General features: G+C 63.4%; 17 protein-coding genes. 7 read left to right on the top strand and 10 right to left on the bottom strand.

The features are described 5' to 3' along the window. Positions 1-652: 652 nt before the first annotated feature. Positions 653-4,384 carry a vitamin B12-dependent ribonucleotide reductase gene (locus tag ASF32_RS16520; RefSeq protein WP_056430678.1) on the bottom strand — a complete coding sequence of 1,244 codons (3,732 nt, stop codon included), beginning with the start codon at positions 4,382-4,384 and terminating at the stop codon, positions 653-655. 516 nt (positions 4,385-4,900) lie between these two features. On the opposite strand from ASF32_RS16520, the gene ASF32_RS16515 reads away from it, so the two are divergent. Next, positions 4,901-5,314, top strand: coding sequence for an NADH:ubiquinone oxidoreductase subunit NDUFA12 (locus tag ASF32_RS16515; protein WP_056430675.1), 414 nt, complete (start codon positions 4,901-4,903; stop codon positions 5,312-5,314). Positions 5,315-5,392: 78 nt separating this feature from the next. On the opposite strand, the gene arsH is transcribed toward ASF32_RS16515, so the two are convergent. After that, positions 5,393-6,151, bottom strand: a complete 759-nt coding sequence (gene arsH / locus ASF32_RS16510; protein WP_056430672.1) for an arsenical resistance protein ArsH — start codon at positions 6,149-6,151, stop codon at positions 5,393-5,395. A gap of 47 nt (positions 6,152-6,198) precedes the next feature. On the opposite strand from arsH, the gene ASF32_RS16505 reads away from it, so the two are divergent. The 5 genes from ASF32_RS16505 (at position 6,199) to ASF32_RS16485 (ending at position 9,812) form a co-directional block, all read left to right on the top strand. Beyond that, entirely contained in the window at positions 6,199-6,576 is a 378-nt protein-coding gene (locus tag ASF32_RS16505; protein WP_200919165.1) for a metalloregulator ArsR/SmtB family transcription factor, read from the top strand. Next, complete coding sequence (gene arsC / locus ASF32_RS16500; RefSeq protein ID WP_056430669.1) at positions 6,569-7,006, top strand: arsenate reductase (glutaredoxin); 438 nt, start codon at positions 6,569-6,571, stop codon at positions 7,004-7,006. The genes ASF32_RS16505 and arsC overlap by 8 nt, the downstream gene beginning before the upstream one ends. 33 nt (positions 7,007-7,039) lie before the next feature. Next, a complete protein-coding gene (locus tag ASF32_RS16495) occupies positions 7,040-8,338 on the top strand; it encodes an arsenic transporter (RefSeq protein WP_056430666.1) in 1,299 nt (432 codons plus the stop codon). A 141-nt stretch (positions 8,339-8,479) separates the two neighbouring features. After that, positions 8,480-9,151: a DUF2155 domain-containing protein gene (locus ASF32_RS16490; RefSeq protein ID WP_056430663.1), complete on the top strand. Its 672-nt coding sequence runs from the start codon at positions 8,480-8,482 to the stop codon at positions 9,149-9,151. Positions 9,152-9,179: 28 nt separating this feature from the next. Next, complete coding sequence (locus ASF32_RS16485) at positions 9,180-9,812, top strand: LysE family translocator (protein ID WP_056430660.1); 633 nt, start codon at positions 9,180-9,182, stop codon at positions 9,810-9,812. 13 nt (positions 9,813-9,825) lie between these two features. Here the strand turns inward: ASF32_RS16485 and aat are convergent, their stop codons facing one another. From aat to ASF32_RS16450, 7 genes are all read right to left on the bottom strand, one after another. Then, the gene (aat, locus tag ASF32_RS16480; protein ID WP_056430657.1) at positions 9,826-10,512 is read right to left on the bottom strand and encodes a leucyl/phenylalanyl-tRNA--protein transferase; all 687 of its coding nucleotides are present in this window, start codon (positions 10,510-10,512) and stop codon (positions 9,826-9,828) included. A gap of 122 nt (positions 10,513-10,634) precedes the next feature. Next, a complete protein-coding gene (locus tag ASF32_RS16475; protein ID WP_056430654.1) occupies positions 10,635-10,967 on the bottom strand; it encodes a hypothetical protein in 333 nt (110 codons plus the stop codon). A 411-nt stretch (positions 10,968-11,378) separates the two neighbouring features. Further along, entirely contained in the window at positions 11,379-11,693 is a 315-nt protein-coding gene (locus ASF32_RS16470; RefSeq protein WP_056430650.1) for a hypothetical protein, read from the bottom strand. Positions 11,694-11,826: 133 nt separating this feature from the next. Further along, a complete protein-coding gene (gene accC / locus ASF32_RS16465) occupies positions 11,827-13,188 on the bottom strand; it encodes an acetyl-CoA carboxylase biotin carboxylase subunit (protein ID WP_056430648.1) in 1,362 nt (453 codons plus the stop codon). A gap of 11 nt (positions 13,189-13,199) precedes the next feature. Beyond that, entirely contained in the window at positions 13,200-13,685 is a 486-nt protein-coding gene (gene accB / locus ASF32_RS16460; protein ID WP_056430681.1) for an acetyl-CoA carboxylase biotin carboxyl carrier protein, read from the bottom strand. A gap of 20 nt (positions 13,686-13,705) precedes the next feature. Continuing rightward, on the bottom strand, positions 13,706-14,203 hold the full coding sequence (aroQ, locus tag ASF32_RS16455; protein ID WP_056430645.1) for a type II 3-dehydroquinate dehydratase: 498 nt from the start codon (positions 14,201-14,203) through the stop codon (positions 13,706-13,708). Positions 14,204-14,314: 111 nt separating this feature from the next. Further along, positions 14,315-15,124: a DsbA family protein gene (locus ASF32_RS16450; RefSeq protein WP_056430642.1), complete on the bottom strand. Its 810-nt coding sequence runs from the start codon at positions 15,122-15,124 to the stop codon at positions 14,315-14,317. 183 nt (positions 15,125-15,307) lie between these two features. On the opposite strand from ASF32_RS16450, the gene ASF32_RS16445 reads away from it, so the two are divergent. After that, positions 15,308-16,498, top strand: coding sequence for an aminotransferase class I/II-fold pyridoxal phosphate-dependent enzyme (locus tag ASF32_RS16445; protein ID WP_056430639.1), 1,191 nt, complete (start codon positions 15,308-15,310; stop codon positions 16,496-16,498). Between the two features lie 90 nt (positions 16,499-16,588). Here ASF32_RS16445 and ASF32_RS16440 read toward each other — a convergent pair whose 3' ends face one another. Beyond that, positions 16,589-17,563: a TorF family putative porin gene (locus ASF32_RS16440; protein ID WP_082469981.1), complete on the bottom strand. Its 975-nt coding sequence runs from the start codon at positions 17,561-17,563 to the stop codon at positions 16,589-16,591. Between the last annotated feature and the right edge of the window lie 457 nt (positions 17,564-18,020).

The raw sequence follows: 18,020 nt of genomic DNA, 5'->3' as shown, positions 1-18,020 counted from the left end.
GGTCGTACCGGAGAGCAGTCTGCGAGAACGAGGTTAGGGGGTCAGAATTGGACGCCGATCCCCCGCCTCACGGGGTCAAAGTTGCACGCCGAAACACACCAATGACTTCCGCTTCCAGAACGTGAGCCACGGGGCGCTGCCATTGGACCGGATCCCGCTCCGGGATTGTCGGCATTTGAGTCTTCAGCAATGCTGGGATTGGTGACCGACGACCAAACGCCCCTATCGGTGGTTATGGCCTCCCCCAATCAGTGAAACCTACCTGTCCCAGTTCTCTGGAGACTTGGCCGTGTCACGGCCGTCAGGCTCTTTGGCGATGCTCTTATATGGTCCAGGGGACTGCTTCACGGACATCAAGTGTCCAGTGTGCTCGTCGCGCTTTTGCCAGTGGCCATCTGGCCGCTGGAACTGCGTCCGTGCGCTTACCGCCCCGCGTCGAAAACCGTCTCCGGTATTCTTTGCCATGTCGGTCTCCCGATGCGTTTCCCGTGAACCGTTGGGCTTAGCATTTCGCTACCCAGGCCGTCCGGGTTGGACGGCCTGCCTTGTCATGGTTGCCGCGGACACACATCACTTACCGTGGCTGACACGCTTCCCGGGAACGCTGACGAACATCGGTTCCCCTCACACTTATGGGTCGGGTGACAAATTCTCACGAACAACCGGTCGTGGACCCGCACGTATCGCATTTCAGGCAAGTTCCGTTGCGCACGAGGGTGAAGTTCGCGCATTCCGGGCAGGATTCGCCGACATAACCCTTCATCTTGGCCTCGGCTCGGCGGTCCGACACGGTGCGTTCGGCCTTGGCGAAGGGGAGGGCGGTGACGAGGTTTTCGGCTTGGCCCGCCACTTCCGGCTCGGCCTTCAGCGCCGTCGCTCCCCGCAGGGCGTGGACGACGCCTCCAGCCGGAGCGCTCGTTCCGGCCGTGCCGGATCCGACGCCCACCGTACCGCCGCCCGGGCCACCCTGGATCAGGGTAAGCCGGTCGGCCGAGCCGCGCAGCAGCCCGCGCGAGACGACGCTCGAGGCCATCGTGTCCGGCCGGTCGCCGTTGCGGGTGCCTTCGCCTTCGCCTTTGCCCATCACCGTGTTGCCGATCTCGGACGGGTCGACATGGGCGAGGTCCATGCGGCCGAGATAGGAGACGGCGAGTTCGCGGAACACGTAGTCGAGGATCGACGTGGCGTTCTTGATCGCGTCGTTGCCCTGCACGAAGCCCGAGGGCTCGAACCGGGTGAAGGTGAAGGCGTCGACATATTCCTCCATCGGCACGCCGTATTGCAGGCCGATCGAGATCGCGATGGCGAAGTTGTTCATCAGCGAGCGGAAGGCGGCGCCTTCCTTGTGCATGTCGATGAAGATCTCGCCGATGCGGCCGTCCTCGTATTCGCCGGTGCGCAGGTAGACCTTATGGCCCCCAACGACGGCCTTCTGGGTGTAGCCCTTGCGCCGGTCGGGAAGCTTCTCCCGGGACCGGATGCGCTCCACCCGCTCGATCACGCGCTCGACGATCTTCTCGGCGAGCTGCGCCGCCTTGGCGTTGGCCGGCTGGGCCACCAGCGCCTCGATCGCCTCCTCGGCATCCTCTTCTTCATCGGCGATGAGCGCCGAGTTCAGGGGCTGGGACAGCTTCGAGCCGTCGCGGTAAAGAGCGTTGGCCTTGAGGGCCAGCGTCCAGGACAGCTTGTAGGCGCTCTTGCAATCCTCGACCGTGGCGTCGTTCGGCATGTTGATGGTTTTGGAGATCGCCCCCGAGATGAAGGGCTGCGCCGCCGCCATCATGCGGATGTGGCTTTCCACCGAGAGGTAGCGCTTGCCGATGCGGCCGCACGGGTTGGCGCAATCGAAGACCGCATAATGCTCCTGCTTCAGGAACGGCGCACCTTCGAGGGTCATCGCACCGCAAATATGCGTGTTGGCGGCCTCAATGTCCTTCTTCGAATAGCCGAGGAAGGGCAGGATCTCGAAGGTAGGGTCGGCCAGCTTCTCGGTCGGGACCTTCAGCACACTCGTCAGGAAGTCGTCCCCGAGCGTCCAGCGGTTGAAGACGAACTTGATGTCGAAGGCCGATTTCAGGCCCGCCTCGATGGCCGCGAGCTTGTCGTCGGTGAAGCCCTTCGCACGCAGGGAGCCCGGGTTGATGGCCGGGGCCTGACCCATCGAGCCATGGCCGACCGCATAGGCCTCGATCTCGGCGATCTCGGATTCGCGGTAGCCAAGGGAGCGCAGCGCATCCGGCACGGCGCGGTTGATGATCTTGAAGTAGCCGCCGCCAGCGAGCTTCTTGAACTTCACCAGGGCGAAGTCCGGCTCGATGCCAGTCGTGTCGCAATCCATTACGAGGCCGATCGTGCCGGTGGGCGCGATGACGGTGGCCTGGGCGTTGCGGTAGCCGTGCTCTTCGCCGAGCGCCAGGGCCCGGTCCCACGCCACCTTGGCACGCTCGGCCAGATCGGCCTGGGGCACGTTGGCAATGTCGAGGGGAACGGGGGCGATAGAGAGGAACTCGTAGCCCGCGGCCTCGCCGTGAGCGGCACGACGATGGTTGCGGATCACCTTGAGCATGGCGTCCGCGTTCTCATCGTAGCCGGGGAACGGCCCGAGCTCGGCCGCCATCTCGGCGGAGGTGGCGTAGGCAACGCCGGTCATGATCGCGGTCAGCGCCCCGGCGAGGGCCCGGCCCTGATGCGAATCGTAGGGCAGGCCCATGCTCATCAGCAGGCCGCCGATATTGGCGAAGCCGAGGCCGAGGGTGCGGTATCGGTAGGACAGCTCCGCGATCTCCTTCGACGGGAACTGCGCCATCATCACCGAGATCTCGAGGACTACGGTCCAGAGACGGTTGAGATGCTCGAAGGCGGCGACGTCGAACTGGCCGCTGGCGCGGTCATACATCGTCAGCAGGTTGGCTGAAGCCAGGTTACAGGCCGTGTCGTCGAGGAACATGTACTCGGAGCACGGGTTCGAAGCCCGGATCCGGCCCGCCGAGGGGCAGGTGTGCCAGTCGTTCATCGTGGTGTTGAAGTGCAGGCCCGGATCGGCCGAGGCCCAGGCGGCCTCGCCGATCTTGTCCCACAGCTCACGCGCCTTCAGGGTCTTCACCGGCTTGCCGGTGGTGCGGGCGGTGAGGTTCCAGTCGCCATCGGCCTCGACCGCCCGGAGGAAGTCGTCGGTGAGCGAGACGGAATTGTTCGAATTCTGACCGGCGACGGTGAGGTAGGCCTCCGAATCCCAGTCGGTGTCGTAGACGGGGAAATCGATCTTGGTGAAGCCCTGGCGGGCGAACTGAATCACCCGCTTGGTGTAGGCATCCGGCACCATCTCCTTGCGGGCGGCCTTCACGGCCTTCTTCAGCGCCGGGTTACGCTCGGGATCGAAACAGGCGTCACCCTCGGCCTCGCACTGGGTGCAGGCCTTCATTACCGCCTGGAGATGCTTCGAGACGATCTTGGAGCCGGTCACCAGGGCGGCGACCTTCTGCTCTTCCTTCACCTTCCAGTCGATGTACTGCTCGATATCCGGGTGGTCGATGTCGACGATGACCATCTTGGCGGCGCGGCGCGTGGTGCCGCCCGACTTGATCGCGCCGGCCGCCCGGTCGCCGATCTTCAGGAAGGACATCAGGCCCGAGGACTTGCCTCCGCCGCCGAGCTTCTCGTTCTCGCCGCGCAGCATCGAGAAGTTCGAGCCGGTACCGGAGCCGTACTTGAACAGGCGCGCCTCGCGGACCCAAAGGTCCATGATGCCGCCCTCGTTCACGAGGTCGTCCTGCACGCCCTGGATGAAACAGGCATGCGGCTGCGGGTGCTCGTAGCTCGAGGCCGACTTCACCAGTTCGCCGGTGCGGTAATCGACGTAATGGTGGCCCTGCGCCGGGCCGTCGATGCCGTAGGCCCAGTGAAGACCGGTATTGAACCATTGCGGCGAGTTCGGCGCCACCATCTGGCGGGCGAGCATGAAGCGCAGCTCGTCGAGGAAGGCGGCGGCATCCTCCTCGGAAGTGAAATAGCCGCCCTTCCAGCCCCAGTAGGTCCAGCAGCCGGCGAGGCGGTCGAACACCTGTGTGGAGGAGATCTCAGAGCCCGAACGCTCGGCCTCGGGCAGTTCCGCCAGGGCGGCCTCATCGGCCACCGAGCGCCACAGGAAGGAGGGAACGTCGTTCTCCTCGACCTTCTTCAGACGCGCCGGCACGCCGGCCTTGCGGAAATACTTCTGCGCCAGCACATCGCTGGCGACCTGGCTCCAGCTCTCCGGCACCGAGATACCGTCGAGGCGAAAGACGATGGATCCGTCCGGGTTGCGGATCTCGCTCAGCGCCTTGCGGAAGGCGATGGTCGCGTAGGGGGATTGCCCGGCCGTGGTGTAACGCCGCTCGAACCGCATGAACCCTGTATCCCTTGCCGAAGTATCGATGGCGACGCCGCGTCGCGCGCCGCCGAATTCTTGCTCAGTCTGACGAAGGCGAGCGCCCGCGAACGCTCGCGATGCGCTGTCCCCTGGCCGGAAATGTCTTGAACCACCCAGCGGACTCGACCGCTCCGGTGACCATCGAACGCTATCGCGACCGGGGCCTTCCCGTCAATAACTTGTGTGTGCCGGCTACGTTCCGCGCTAGATGTTGTGGTTCCGCTTAGAAACCTGTGGATATCGCAGCCACACCGATAAGTGTCCTTTCAGCTTGGAGGATTCGGCGCGGAAAATTTTCGGTTCACAGGCCGGGCGGGGGTCGGTCAAAGTAAGCGTTTGGTTAAGAAGCTCGCGATGTGGGATTCCGGCCGCACCGGTCCCGCCCGGACCGGCGGGCAGGACCCGACAAAAGCTGGACTTCGCATCGGCCCCTCACCATAGTCCGGCCCACGAAGGGCGGGCGGTCGAGCCGGTCCGGTTCAGGCAAGTGCGATGGCTCTCAAGGACACGCTTCTGCGGATCTTCACGTGGTGGAACGGGCAGACCATGTCGCTCGCTCTCATGACGGCCCGGCATGGCCAGCTCGTCGGCACGGACGATTTCGGCAACACCTATTACAAGGCGCTCGGCCCGCTGATCGATCGCTCGGTCGGCTCGGAGCGCCGTTGGGTGATCTATAACGGCTATGCCGACGCCTCGAAGGTACCGCCCGGCTGGCGCGGCTGGCTGTGCCATAACAGCGACGTGCCTCCGAGCGAGGAGACCTACATCCCTCGTGAATGGCAGAAGCCGCATGTGGAGAATCTGACCGGCACCAGCGCGGCCTACCGGCCGAAGGGCTCTCAGCTCAATCCCGGCTCCAAGCCGCTGACGGCGGGCGATTACGCGGCCTGGAGCCCGGAATAACCCGGAGCCCGCGCGAACCGGCATCTCAATCCGGCGGTCGCCCGGCGGGGCGGCGCCTGTCAGCTATCCCTTTGTGACTCAGGGCGCCTCCGGAGGCTTGGCAAAGCCTGTATCCGCGGCGACTTCCTTCAGCCGCTCCGGCTGGCGGTCCTTGCGCTCGCTGTAGCGGTCGACGAGATAGTCGGCCCTCTCGCGCGTCAGGAGCGTGAACTTTATCAGTTCCTCGCAGACATCCACCACGCGCTCGTAGAGCGGCCCCGGCTTCATCCGGCCGGCCTCGTCGAATTCCTTGTAGGCCATCGGCACCGAGGACTGGTTCGGGATCGTGATCATCCGCATCCAGCGTCCGAGCAGGCGCAGGGCATTCACCGCGTTGAAACTCTGAGAGCCGCCGGAGACCTGCATCACCGCCAGGGTGCGCCCCTGGGTCGGGCGTACGCTTCCCTCGCTGAGGGGCAACCAGTCGATCTGGCTCTTCATCACACCCGTCAGGGTGCCATGGCGCTCGGGCGACACCCATACCTGCCCCTCCGACCAGAGCGAGAGCCGGCGCAGCTCCTGCACCTTCGGATGAGCGGCGGTGGCGTCATCCGGCAGGGGTAGGCCATCTGCGTCGTAGATGCGTACCTCGCCGCCCATGGCTTCAAGCAGGCGAGCAGCCTCGTGGGCGAGGAATCGACTGAACGACCGCTCACGCAACGACCCGTACAGGATCAGAAAGCGCGGCGCGTGGCTGAAGGGCTCGTTGACCCGCAGATGCTCCGGTAGCGGCACCGCGAAATGGGATTCGCTGAGGCTTGGCAATCCGTCGGTGAAGGGCTGTCCGGCCTTGTCCAAGGATCGATCTTTCCTTATATTTCAATAATGATTGAGATATTGCATCGATGATCGAAGAACGGCAAGCCGTCGCGGCTTTCGCGGCCCTCGGCCAGGAGAACCGGTTGCGGATCATCCGCGCTCTGGTCACCGCCGGTCCGGACGGGTTGAGCGCGGGCGCGCTGGCGGGCGAGGTCGGCGTCTCCGGCACCAACCTGTCGTTCCACGCCAAGGAACTGAGCCATGCCGGGCTGATCCAATCCCGGCGCGACGGCCGATCGATCATCTACAGCGCCACCTATCCGGCCCTGTCGGGGCTGATCGAGTTCCTGATGCGCGATTGCTGCCGGGGTAGAGCGGAGGTCTGCGCACCGGCCGTGAACGCGCTCACCGCCTGTCCCAGTCCTACCAGCGACGAGGCCTATGGAGACCGCACCCATGTCTGAACCGTTCGACGTCGTGATCTACCACAACCCGGATTGCGGCACGTCCCGCAACGCCTTGGCGATGATCCGCAATGCCGGGATCGAGCCGCATGTGGTCGAGTATCTGAAGTCCCCGCCGAACCCGGACCTGATCCGCCGACTGCTCGGCCGGGCCGGGCTCTGTGTCCGGGACATCCTGCGCGAGACGGGCACACCCTACCTGTCGCTCGCCCTCAGCGACCCGACCCTGACGGACGAGGAGTTGCTCGACGCCATCGCGTCGCATCCGATCCTGCTCAACCGCCCGCTCGTGGTGACGCCGAGGGGCGTCGCCCTGTGCCGCCCCTCCGAGGTTGTGCTCGACCTCCTGCCGGTCCAGCACGGCGAGTTCGTCAAGGAGGATGGCGAGCGGGTGGTGGACGAGCATGGACGCCGCGTCGCCGCCGCCTGAGCGCGGTTCGACCCATTACGAGAAACGACCCGGATGCTTGCGCTCGCCATCTTCCTCGTCACCCTGGTATTCGTGATCTGGCAGCCGAAGGGGATCGGGATCGGGTGGAGCGCCCTGGCCGGGGCCACCTTGGCGCTCGCCGCCGGGGTCATCCAGCCGGGCGACGTCCCGATCGTCTGGCACATCGTCTGGGATGCGACCTTCACCTTCGTCGCCCTCATCATCATCTCGCTGCTGCTCGATGAGGCCGGGTTCTTTCATTGGGCGGCCCTGCACATCGCCTGCTGGGGCGGCGGCAGGGGCCGGCGGCTGTTCCCCCTTGTGATTGTGCTCGGCGCCGCCATTGCGGCGGTCTTCGCCAATGACGGTGCGGCTCTGCTCCTGACCCCCATCGTGCTCGCGGTCCTGTTGCGGCTCGATTTTAAACCGCCCGCAGCTTTAGCCTTCATCGTCGCCTGCGGTTTCGTCGCCGATTCGACGAGCCTGCCGCTGGTGATTTCCAACCTCGTCAACATCGTATCGGCAAATTATTTCGCCGTGCCCTTCGGGCGCTATGCGGCCGTGATGGTGCCGGTGAACCTCGTATCGCTGACCGCGACCCTGGTGGTTCTGTGGCTCGCCTACCGGCGCGACATCCCCGAAGCCTATCCGATGCACGCGTTGGAAACGCCCAGCGACGCCATCCGCGATCCCGTCGTGTTCCGGACTGCATTCCCGCTGCTCGGCTTGCTGCTGCTCGCCTATACGCTCACCGCACCGCTCGGCGTGCCGGTCTCGGCGGTGACCGGCCTCGGTGCCGCGCTGCTGCTCGGCCTCGCTCTGCGCGGCCGGATCATCCCGGTCCGCAAGGTGCTGACCGGCGCGCCCTGGCAGATCGTCCTGTTCAGCCTCGGCATGTATCTGGTGGTCTACGGCCTCAGGAATGCCGGCCTCACCGGCGAACTGGCCAGGGGCCTCACCTGGCTGGCCGGGCAGGGGCCGTGGGTGGCCACCATCGGCACCGGTTTCGCCGCCGCCATCCTGTCCTCGGTGATGAACAACATGCCGAGCGTGCTGATCGGCGCGCTGTCGATCCAGCAAGCCCCGGACCTGTCGCCAGTGACACGCGAACTGATGATCTACGCCAACGTGATCGGCTGCGATCTCGGCCCGAAATTTACCCCGATCGGCAGCCTCGCCACCCTGCTCTGGCTGCATGTGCTGGCCGCGAAGGGACAGACCATCACCTGGGCCCAGTACATGAAGATCGGGCTGGCGATCACCCCGCCGGTCCTGCTGGTCACCCTCGCGGCGCTGGCGATCTGGCTCCCCCTCCTCGGCCCGCAGGGGTAAAGCGCCATCGGCGAACGCCCGACACCCATGGACAGGCACGCCGCCCTTTTTACACCATGCTTGGTCTGTCTATCGGTGCATGACATCGCGACCGCCCTGGCTTAGGGCAGACGCCTCATTGTCCCGCTCCGGGTAAGCCGCATGCTCGTTCAACGCCGATTGCACATTGCCCTGAGGGCCGGCCTCATGCTCGCGGGCGCGGTGGCGCTCGGATTGCCGATGACGGGGCAGGCCCTCGCCGACAAGATCAAGAACCCGACCGCCGTGTTCTCCGGCCTCGACAAGATCACCGGGCGGATCGTGTCCTTCGAGGTCGCTGTCGACGAGACCGTGCAGTTCGGCGCGCTGCAGATGACGCCGCGCGTCTGCTACAGCCGGCCGCCGACCGAGAGCCCGAAGACAACGGCCTTCCTGGAAGTCGACGAGGTGACCCTCGACAATAAGTACCGCCGGATCTTCACGGGCTGGATGTTCGCGGCCAGCCCGGGGCTGCACGCCATCGAGCATCCGATCTACGATGTATGGCTCGTTGATTGCAAAGGCGGCAACGACATCATCGCCGAGGCGCGAGAGCAGGAGGACGTGCCTGCTATGGCGTCGAAGCCGGAAAGGACGAAACGCCAGAAAAATACCGACCCGACGCGGACGGCTCAGCAGGTCAATCCAAACGGGCAGGTCGACGTGGAAGCGCCGCGTGGCGTTCCGGTACAGCCCAAGCAGAAGCCCTCGCGCAAGTTCTTCCCGACGAATGAAGGCCCGGCCCCCGCGCCGCCGCCGCAGCCACAATCGATCTTCGACGCCATCTTCCGGTAGGATCGGCCGGGCAACGGAGTTCCCCAGTATGCCCGATGCCGTCACCTTCCTGGCCTTCGCAGGCGTCTCCCTTGGGATGGTGCTGACGCCGGGGCCGAACATGGCCTATCTGGTCTCCCGCGCGATCTGCCAGGGCCGCGCGGCAGCACTGGTCTCCCTCTGTGGAGTCGCGCTGGGTTTCGTCGTCTATATGCTGTGCGCTGCGTTCGGCATCACGGCGCTGATCCTGGCGGTCCCCTACGCGTATGACGCGCTGCGGCTGACCGGCGCCCTCTATCTCGGTTATCTCGCCTGGCAGGCCCTGAAGCCCGGCGGTCGCTCGCCGTTCGAGGTGAGCCGGCTCGCCCCCGACAGCCGGACGCGGCTCTTCGCCATGGGTTTCCTCACCAACCTCCTCAACCCAAAGATCGCGATGCTCTACCTCGCGCTGCTGCCGCAATTCGTTACGCCAAAGGGCGGCTCGGTGCTGGGACAGACGCTGATGCTCGGCTCCGTTCAGATCGTGATCAGCATCGCGGTGAACGCGCTCATCGCCTTAGCGGCGGGATCGATCGCCGTCTTCCTGTCCCGCAATCCCGGATGGCTCAAGGCCCAGCGCTGGATCATGGGGGGCGTCCTGGGGAGCCTCGCACTTCGTATGGCGCTCGATCGAGGTCGCTAATGCGGCTCGCGACTTAGGTTTCCTGGGCCTGAGCAAGCGAGGCAAGCACCTCCTCGCCGCTGACCGCCCGTTCCTTGGGCCAAACGTCCCAAACTGCTTCAGCAGCGATCGCCTCGGCGAGGCGACGCTTGTAGACATGGCGCGGAACCTCCTCGGCTCCGAACTGAATCAGATGGTCCGTGACGAACTGTGTGTCGGCGAGGCGATATCCGCCCTTCCGCAGTCTCGCCATCAGGTGCGCGAGGGCAACCTTCGAAGCGTCGCGGGAGATGTGAAACATGCTCTCGCCGAAGAAGGCCGCTCCGAGCGAAACGCCATAAAGCCCGCCGACCAGCCGACTTTCGGCATAGACCTCGATCGTATGTGCGTGGCCTGCATCATAAAGTGCGCCGTAGAGTTCGCGGATGCGCGCATTGATCCAGGTCTTCTCGCCATCGCCTCGCGGAGCGGCACAGCCCGAGATGACGCCATCGAAATCGAAATCTGTCCGCACCTCGAAACGGTCGGATCGAATGGTTCGGGCAAGCCGACGCGAAACGTGGAAATAGTCGATTGGCAGGACGCCGCGAGCCTTCGGCTCGACCCAGTAGATCGTCGGGTCCTCGGCATCCTCCGCCATGGGGAAGATGCCGGCGGCATAGGCTTTCAACAGGATCTGCGGAGTGATGTCCACGCAATCGCCGTTGTGGTCGTGGTGCATGGCTACTAATGTGACGTCTCCCGCGCGCGAAAGCCAGAGCAACAAAACGTCACCCAGCGTCGCGCCCAACGAAAAAGGGCGGAGCCTCCGCTCCGCCCACTTACGTTTTAAACGAGCCGAGCTCAGAATTCCGGGCCGCCCGAGGTCGTGCCAAGGTTGGGGTAGGAGCGCTGGTTCTGCTCGGCATTGCCGCCCTTCGCAGAATCCTCGAACACGGCCTCACGGTTGGAGTTGAAGGAACCGCCGCGGACACTTCCTGTGTCCTCAACGTCGATACGGCCTTCTGCATCGCGATAAGTACCGTAGACCGGCGGGCGATCGATTGCGTCGACACCATTGGTACCCGCTAGCGGTACAATCCTGTCGGACGCGCCAACAAAGTCAGTTGGTGCCTGGGCGAGAACGGCGGTGGCGCTCAGGGTAGCAGCCACGAGGGCGAGTGTCAGGGTGCGCATGATTGGAACTCGGTCGGTAGGAAGAGAATCGGCCTCTCGGTGGCTGCCTGGTGAGAATAGAAAGGCGCTGGCCGGGCCGGACTGGTCGAATAAGCTCTGACGACCCAAGACGTTCCGGAGATATTGAGCCGGCGATGTGTCACATCCCACCGGGGGTGAAAAACCAGATCAGATGACCGCCATGCTATGGATGCCCCAGAGAGAACTGTATTTTGCTCTTAATAGGCGCCAGTGCAGTGATTTTTAGAAAAAATGACTAGCTCGCTTTCCAAATCACGGAGGTAGGAATATCCATCATCGTGCTCATCCGCACTAATCGAGAATGACCTACGCTTTCAGAGGCCGGCAAAACAAAACAGCCGACCTGTTGAGGCCGACTGTTCTGTATCGTCACTTTGGAATTATGTGCAATTAGCGGGCGGGGCCGCCGGAGGTCGAGCCGGTATTGGCACCCATGCCTTTGTTCGTCTGATCGGCATTGCCGCCCTTCGCAGAATCGACCGCGCCGGCACCCGGCGACATTCCGTTCTCCCCGGCTGGACGGCTCGTGCTGCCAGTGGCCGGCGGCATATCGCGTGTCGACGGGTTGTCGAGCGGCCCACCCGTGGTCGTGCCAGCCTGCGGTACGGCCCGTTCCGGCTGCGAGACGTTACCCGAAGGTGACTGCGCCAGAGCCGGGGAGGCTGCGAGAAGCATGGCGGCGACAGTGAGCTTTGCGATACGCATGAAGTTCGTCCTTGCTGATTCCTGTTCTCATCACGGTGGCACAATCACGCTCGATTGCGCACAATGAGAAACTGTTCACCCAAAGAACGAGCTTCTAGCGGAGCAGTTCCGCTTAGCCGATTGTAGAACCTCTTCAGACTGCGGCGTCCGCGAGACCGCCAGCTTCGAGAAAACCCTCCAGCCAATGGATATCGTACGCTCCGTCGAGGACCTCCGGATTTCGCACGAGTGTGCGAAAGAGCGGAAGCGTGGTGTCGACGCCGGCGACAACGAACTCATCGAGGGCGCGACGCAGGCGCATGAGGCATTCCTGGCGGGTGCGTCCGTGAACGATAAGCTTCCCAATGAGGGAATCGTAGTTCGGCGGGATGCGATATCCCTGATAGGCGGCGGAATCGACGCGGACGCCGAGTCCACCCGGCGGATGGAAGTAGGTGATGAGACCAGGCGATGGACGAAAGGTGGCCGGGTGTTCGGCATTGATCCGGCACTCGATGGCATGCCCGGACACCTTGATGTCGTCCTGTGTCACGGAGAGGGGTAGGCCAGCGGCCACACGGATCTGCTCGGCCACGAGATCGACACCCGTAATCATCTCTGTGACCGGGTGCTCGACCTGGATGCGGGTGTTCATCTCGATGAAGTAGAAGCGACCATCCTCGTAAAGGAATTCTACGGTGCCGGCGCCGATATATTCGAGCTCCTGCATCGCCTTGGCGCAGATGCCGCCGATCTCGGCGCGAGTCGCCTCGTCGATCACCGGCGAGCCGCCTTCTTCCCAGACCTTCTGGTGCCGCCGTTGGAGCGAGCAATCGCGCTCCGCGAGGTGGACGGCCCGGCCTCGGCCATCACCAAGAACCTGAACTTCGATATGGCGCGGCTTCTCGAGATACTTCTCGAGATAGACCGCATCGTCACCGAAAGCCGCCTTCGCTTCGGTGCGCGCCATATCGAGGGCCTGCTCGAGATCGGCTTCCGTCCGAGCCACCTTCATACCGCGCCCCCCCCCACCGGAGGCGGCCTTCACCAGCACGGGATATCCGATCTCGGCCGCGATCCGCTTGGCTTCTACCGGATCGTCGACCCCACCCTCGGAGCCCGGCACACAAGGGATGCCCAAACGCTTTGCCGTTCGTTTGGCCTCGATCTTGTCACCCATGATGCGGATATGCTCCGCCTTGGGGCCGATGAAACCAATATTGTGGTGCGCCAGCACCTCGGCGAAGCGGGCGTTCTCCGACAGGAATCCGTAGCCCGGGTGCACCGCATCCGCCCCCGTGATCTCGCAGGCGGCGATGATTGACGGAATGTTGAGGTAGCTGTCCCGGGCCGACGGGGGCCCGATGCACACGCTCTCGTCGGCAAGCCGCACATGCATCGCATCGGCATCAGCTGTGGAATGCACCGCTACGGTGGCGATCCCGAGTTCCTTGGCCGCGCGAAGGACGCGAAGGGCGATCTCGCCGCGATTGGCGATCAGGATCTTTTCAAACATGGGACGCGCAATCACTCGATGACGAGGAGAGGTTCGCCGAACTCGACCGGCTGCCCATCCTCGAAGAAGATCGCGGTCACCGTTCCGGCGCGGGGGGCGACGATCTCATTGAACGTCTTCATGGCCTCGATCAGAAGGAGCTTCTCGCCAGCTGCGACTGTTGAGCCGATATCGACGAAGGCCTTGGCATCCGGGGAGGGTCGACGATACGCTGTACCGACCATTGGCGAGGGTACGGCTCCAGGGTGTCCCGCCCCGGCCTTGGTACGATCACCGGCTGTGCCGGGGCCGGCGACAGGCGCCGCAGCCGCCACGGGGGCCGACGTCGCCAGGGCAGGGGCGGGAGCCGCCACCTGAACGTGGACGGGCTCGATCCGACGGACCACCCGGATGCGCAGGTCACCCTTCTCCACCTCGATTTCGGTCAGATCCGTCTCGGTCACGAGTTTGGCGAGTTCGCGTACGAGCTCGGGATCGAAAGGTTCGTTCTTAGGCATCGGCACCTTGGCCATTCCGGTCAGTCTTGAGAGTTGGCGTCCGACGAAGCATCGGACAGGAGAGAAGGGAGAGACGGCAGGCGAGCCTGGAGCAACCGCACCAGGGCTTCCAGACCCAGACCGTAGCTGTGCGGACCGAAACCGCAGATGATTCCAGCGCAGACCGGTGCGATGAGCGAAACATGCCTGAAGGCCTCGCGCGCATGCACGTTCGAGAGATGCACCTCAACCGCGATGGCACCACTGCCGGCGATCGCATCGCGTAGGGCGACGGAGGTATGGGTGTAGGCGGCGGCGTTGATAAGCACCCCGGCGCCCACAAGGCCCGCCTCCTGCACGAAACCGACCAGTTCGCCCTCGTGGTTGGTCTGGCGGATGGTCAACATGACGCCGAGGGTTTCGGCGCGCGCGCGTAGGTCGCGCTCGATGTCGTCGAGCGTGGCGGTCCCGTAGATGCCTGGCTCGCGGCGTCCCAGGAGGTTGAGGTTCGGTCCATGAAGGACGTGGATTGGGATCATGACATCGCGTTCGAAGCGCCGGCCGCACCAATCAGCCGGGTGGTGGTCCTAGACGATCGCCGCCGGAAGCGACAGGTGCATTACCCGGGCAATCGCCGGGCATGATGCGCCTCAGCAGCTCGCGTGGCCGCATTGGCGGATATCGCTGATGGTCTTGCGGATCGGCTCCACACCCACGGCACCGGGGATGATCTCCTCACCGATGATGAAGGCCGGCGTACCGGAGAGACCGAGCTTGTCGCCGAGGCCGACATTCTCTGCCAGCGCCGCCTTCACTTCCGCTCCCTGTGCATCCTTCTGCAGCTTGGCGATGTCGAGGCCCATATCCTTGGCCAGCGCAACCGCGCGCTCGCCGTTGACCCGCCCCTTGCTCTCCAGAAGCTTGACGTGGAACTCGAATAGCTTCTCGCCCTTGAGCTGCTGCTTGGCCGCCAGCGAGATCTTGCTGGCTTCCAGTGATTCCGCTCCGAGGACGGGGAAATCCTTCAGCACGACCCGCAGCTTGGGATCCCCCTTCACCAACGTCTGGATGTCGGCGAGCGCCTTGCGGCAATAGCCGCAATTATAGTCGAAGAACTCTACCAGGGTGACGTCGCCGGACGGATTGCCGACCACTACGCCGTGCGGCGAGTTCACGAGTGCCTCGCGGGATTCCTTCAGCGCGGCGGCCTGGGCCAGCTTCTGTGTCTCCTGCTGGCGGCGCTCGCCCTCGGCGATGGCCTCCTGCAAAACATCGGGATTCTTGACGAGGTAATCCTTGATGATCGCCTCGATCGCCTGGCGCTGCACATCGGTGAAGGCTGCAGCCGAAGCCGGGGCCATCTGAGCGGGAGCCGGCGCCTGCGCATTAGCGTTCGAAACGCCGGAGGTCAGAGCGCCAGCGAGGGCGACGGACGAAATAAAGTGGCGAAGCAGGCGCATTGATCCTCGCGGGGTCGCGTCCCGTCGGCCGTGATCCGGCTCGGGACGACCGGTCGTTAGTCGCCGGGTTAGGCGTTTTCGCGGCGGCGGGTCAATCGCATCGCCCGATGCGCCATAATCCGTGGCGGCGAGGAATGGGTAAGCTGCCTGGAAGAGGAGGGCGGAGGGGAGTAAGCCAGCACCATGACGTCAGCCGCCGATCGCCCCGACAGCAGCATTGCCGCAAGAGCCTCACTGCGCGCAAGCCGCGTAGCGCCCTTTCTCGCCATGGACATCATGGCCGCCGCTGCTCTGCGTGACAGGCAGGGTGACGGCGTGATCCATATGGAAATCGGCCAGCCTTCGGCTCCCGCGCCGCGTCGTGTGATCGAGGCTGCACAGCGTGCTTTGGAAACCGGCAGGCTGCCTTACACCGATGCCTGTGGGATTCCGGCCCTGCGCGAGCGCATCGCCCGGCATTATCGCGACACCTATGGTGTCACGGTGTCACCCAATCGGATCGTCGTCACCAGCGGCTCCTCAGCCGGCTTCGTGCTGGCTTTTCTCGGACTGTTCGATGCAGGCGCGCGCGTTGCGGTGCCACAACCGGGCTATCCCGCTTATCGCAGCATTCTCCACGCATTGGATCTCGTTCCGGTGCCTATGACGCTGCGGGACGAAGACCGCTTCGCTCCAACGAGTGAGGCTTTGCGCACCATGCATCATCGCGACTCACTTTCCGGCATCCTGGTGATGAGTCCCGCCAACCCGTCCGGCACGGTCATCGAGCCTGCCCGGCTCGCGGAACTCTGCGCCACGGCCCGCGACTTGGGGCTGCCTTTCATTTCAGACGAAATCTACCACGGTCTCAGCTACGGTATGCCCACCGAAACCGCACTGAAGTTCGATGACGATGCCATCGTCATCAACTCGTTCTCGAAGACCTTTTGCATGACCGGCTGGCGCATTGGCTGGATGGTGGTTCCGCCTTGGCTAGCTCGTCCCGTCGAGCGATTAGCGCAGAATCTCTACATCTCCGCGCCCTACCTGTCGCAGGTGGCGGCGTTGGCTTCCTTCGACGCGATGGAAGAGGCAGAGACGATTCGCCTCGGCTATGCCGCCAACCGGGCATTGTTGCTCGACGCGTTTCCCTCCCTCGGCCTGGGAAGTACCCATCCGGCCGATGGCGCCTTCTACCTCTATGCCGACGTCGCCAACCTCACCGACGACGCATCGTCCTTCTGTCGCCGGATGCTGGAGCAATCCGGTGTGGCCGCGACCCCGGGACTTGATTTCGACGCCGCGGAGGGAAGCCACCATGTGCGGTTCTCCTTCGCGGGGTCCGAACGGGATTGCGTAGAGGCGGTTCGTCGCCTGAAGGCTTGGCTCGGTTGAAGGCTTGGCTCGGTTGAAGGCTTTTGGCCATCGACATGAGAATGGCTCCGAAGCGCTCCGGGGCCATTTTTTTGTATCTGAGCGCCGCGCTTAGCGGAACAGGTTCAGGAATCCGCCCGGCTCGGCATAGATGCCCGGGGCCGCCGTGGAGGTCTGGAACGTGATCGAACCAATCACCGCGTCACCGCACCATTTCGAGGTCCCGCCATTGGTAACTTGGCGGAAGTCGCCGCTGAAGACGGCGCATTCGGTCTTGGTAAGATCGGTGTTGTGGTAGCGTACGTCGAGAACGATGTTCTTGTAGGTGTAGGACAGGCCGACGTTCCCATAGAGGTAACTGGGCAGGTTGATCGAGTTGAACCGCCCCATATCCGCGTTGAATCCGGTAGCGGAGTTCTTTGCAGCACCGAGGAAAAAGTAGCCGAGTTCTGACGACAGCGAGAACCCGCCTGCATAGGCTTCAGGCAGGAAAGGGAAAAGTGAGGCGGGCAGCGCGTAAGCGGCAGTACCCGAAGCATAGGTGCTGATGGCGTGCGTGCCGAAGAAGTTCGGCGAGAAGAATACATTCGTACCGAGCGTCAGCGAATCCGTCGCCGTGTACAGCATCTTTCCAGCGGCTTCGTAGAAATCAGAGTTCTTGGTGGAGAACGCCGTACCGCCGGGCAGGACGACCTGCTGCTCGTTCGGGTAGAAATAGTACAGAAGACCGAGATCGAAGGCGAACTTACCGAAGGTCGGGCGAATACCGGCAATCAGATCGAACTCCATGTCTGGTCGCGTCGGCAGGCGGGTCTGATAAGTCGCGAAACCCGCATAGGCGAAGTTGTTCAAGAACTGTGCTTCGAAAAAGGTCTGGTAGCTGCCCTGCAGGTTCGATTGCGACACACCGCGGAAGTTATAATCCGTCTGGTAGCGAGAGCCGAACGAGAAGCCGATCAGTGGATCGGCAGCCTTCGCCTCGACCGGCATGACTTTGGGTACGGAAAGATCGGCTGCAATCGTCGGCGAGACAGCGACGCTCGCAAGCGTACTGAAGGCCAGGAGTGATGTGTACAAACGGCGCATGGCCCGATCCTTCTAGTGGTCGCCGAAGGAGCTGTGGCGACACAAACCCCATTTCAATGAGATCCCCCTGGCTTCTAGATCGACGTGCAAACAGCTCGGTTTTCTAGCGCCAGTGAAGGCTGGGATGATGACTGTCTTTTCTGACGTCATCTCTTTCGCCCCTAACTAAAGCTTGACCTTAAGGGACTAAGCCTTTGAGAAAAATGACTTTGCTGCAACAGAGCCCACCAATCACATGGGACATATTGAAAAAACTAAAAATAGACGAATACATGTGCAATATGCGTAATAATTATACTTGATATGCACGATAAGTATCACCGTCGCTAAGAACCTGCATCTGCAATGAGGCGGAGTGGCTAGAGCCGTGCCCGCTCAGCTTGGATCATAGGCATCGTATCCAGCGGCGGTGAGATAGTTGCGGCACTCGTTCGGCCGGAAGGCAGAGAAAGCCTCT

Origin of the sequence: Methylobacterium sp. Leaf91, assembly GCF_001422815.1 — a bacterium.
Taxonomy (GTDB): Bacteria; Pseudomonadota; Alphaproteobacteria; order Rhizobiales; family Beijerinckiaceae; genus Methylobacterium.
The sequence above is the reverse complement of the archived record's forward strand: the minus strand, read 5'-3'. Positions and strand labels throughout refer to the sequence as shown.

Coding starts and splice junctions, on each gene's coding strand:
- ASF32_RS16520 (WP_056430678.1), bottom strand. CDS start 4,384: ATGCGGTTCGAGCGGCGTTACACCACGGCCGGGCAATCCCCCTACGCG.
- ASF32_RS16515 (WP_056430675.1), top strand. CDS start 4,901: ATGGCTCTCAAGGACACGCTTCTGCGGATCTTCACGTGGTGGAACGGG.
- ASF32_RS16505 (WP_200919165.1), top strand. CDS start 6,199: ATGATCGAAGAACGGCAAGCCGTCGCGGCTTTCGCGGCCCTCGGCCAG.
- arsC (WP_056430669.1), top strand. CDS start 6,569: ATGTCTGAACCGTTCGACGTCGTGATCTACCACAACCCGGATTGCGGC.
- ASF32_RS16495 (WP_056430666.1), top strand. CDS start 7,040: ATGCTTGCGCTCGCCATCTTCCTCGTCACCCTGGTATTCGTGATCTGG.
- ASF32_RS16490 (WP_056430663.1), top strand. CDS start 8,480: ATGCTCGTTCAACGCCGATTGCACATTGCCCTGAGGGCCGGCCTCATG.
- ASF32_RS16485 (WP_056430660.1), top strand. CDS start 9,180: ATGCCCGATGCCGTCACCTTCCTGGCCTTCGCAGGCGTCTCCCTTGGG.
- aat (WP_056430657.1), bottom strand. CDS start 10,512: ATGCACCACGACCACAACGGCGATTGCGTGGACATCACTCCGCAGATC.
- ASF32_RS16475 (WP_056430654.1), bottom strand. CDS start 10,967: ATGCGCACCCTGACACTCGCCCTCGTGGCTGCTACCCTGAGCGCCACC.
- ASF32_RS16470 (WP_056430650.1), bottom strand. CDS start 11,693: ATGCGTATCGCAAAGCTCACTGTCGCCGCCATGCTTCTCGCAGCCTCC.
- accC (WP_056430648.1), bottom strand. CDS start 13,188: ATGTTTGAAAAGATCCTGATCGCCAATCGCGGCGAGATCGCCCTTCGC.
- accB (WP_056430681.1), bottom strand. CDS start 13,685: ATGCCTAAGAACGAACCTTTCGATCCCGAGCTCGTACGCGAACTCGCC.
- aroQ (WP_056430645.1), bottom strand. CDS start 14,203: ATGATCCCAATCCACGTCCTTCATGGACCGAACCTCAACCTCCTGGGA.
- ASF32_RS16450 (WP_056430642.1), bottom strand. CDS start 15,124: ATGCGCCTGCTTCGCCACTTTATTTCGTCCGTCGCCCTCGCTGGCGCT.
- ASF32_RS16445 (WP_056430639.1), top strand. CDS start 15,308: ATGACGTCAGCCGCCGATCGCCCCGACAGCAGCATTGCCGCAAGAGCC.
- ASF32_RS16440 (WP_082469981.1), bottom strand. CDS start 17,563: ATGCGCCGTTTGTACACATCACTCCTGGCCTTCAGTACGCTTGCGAGC.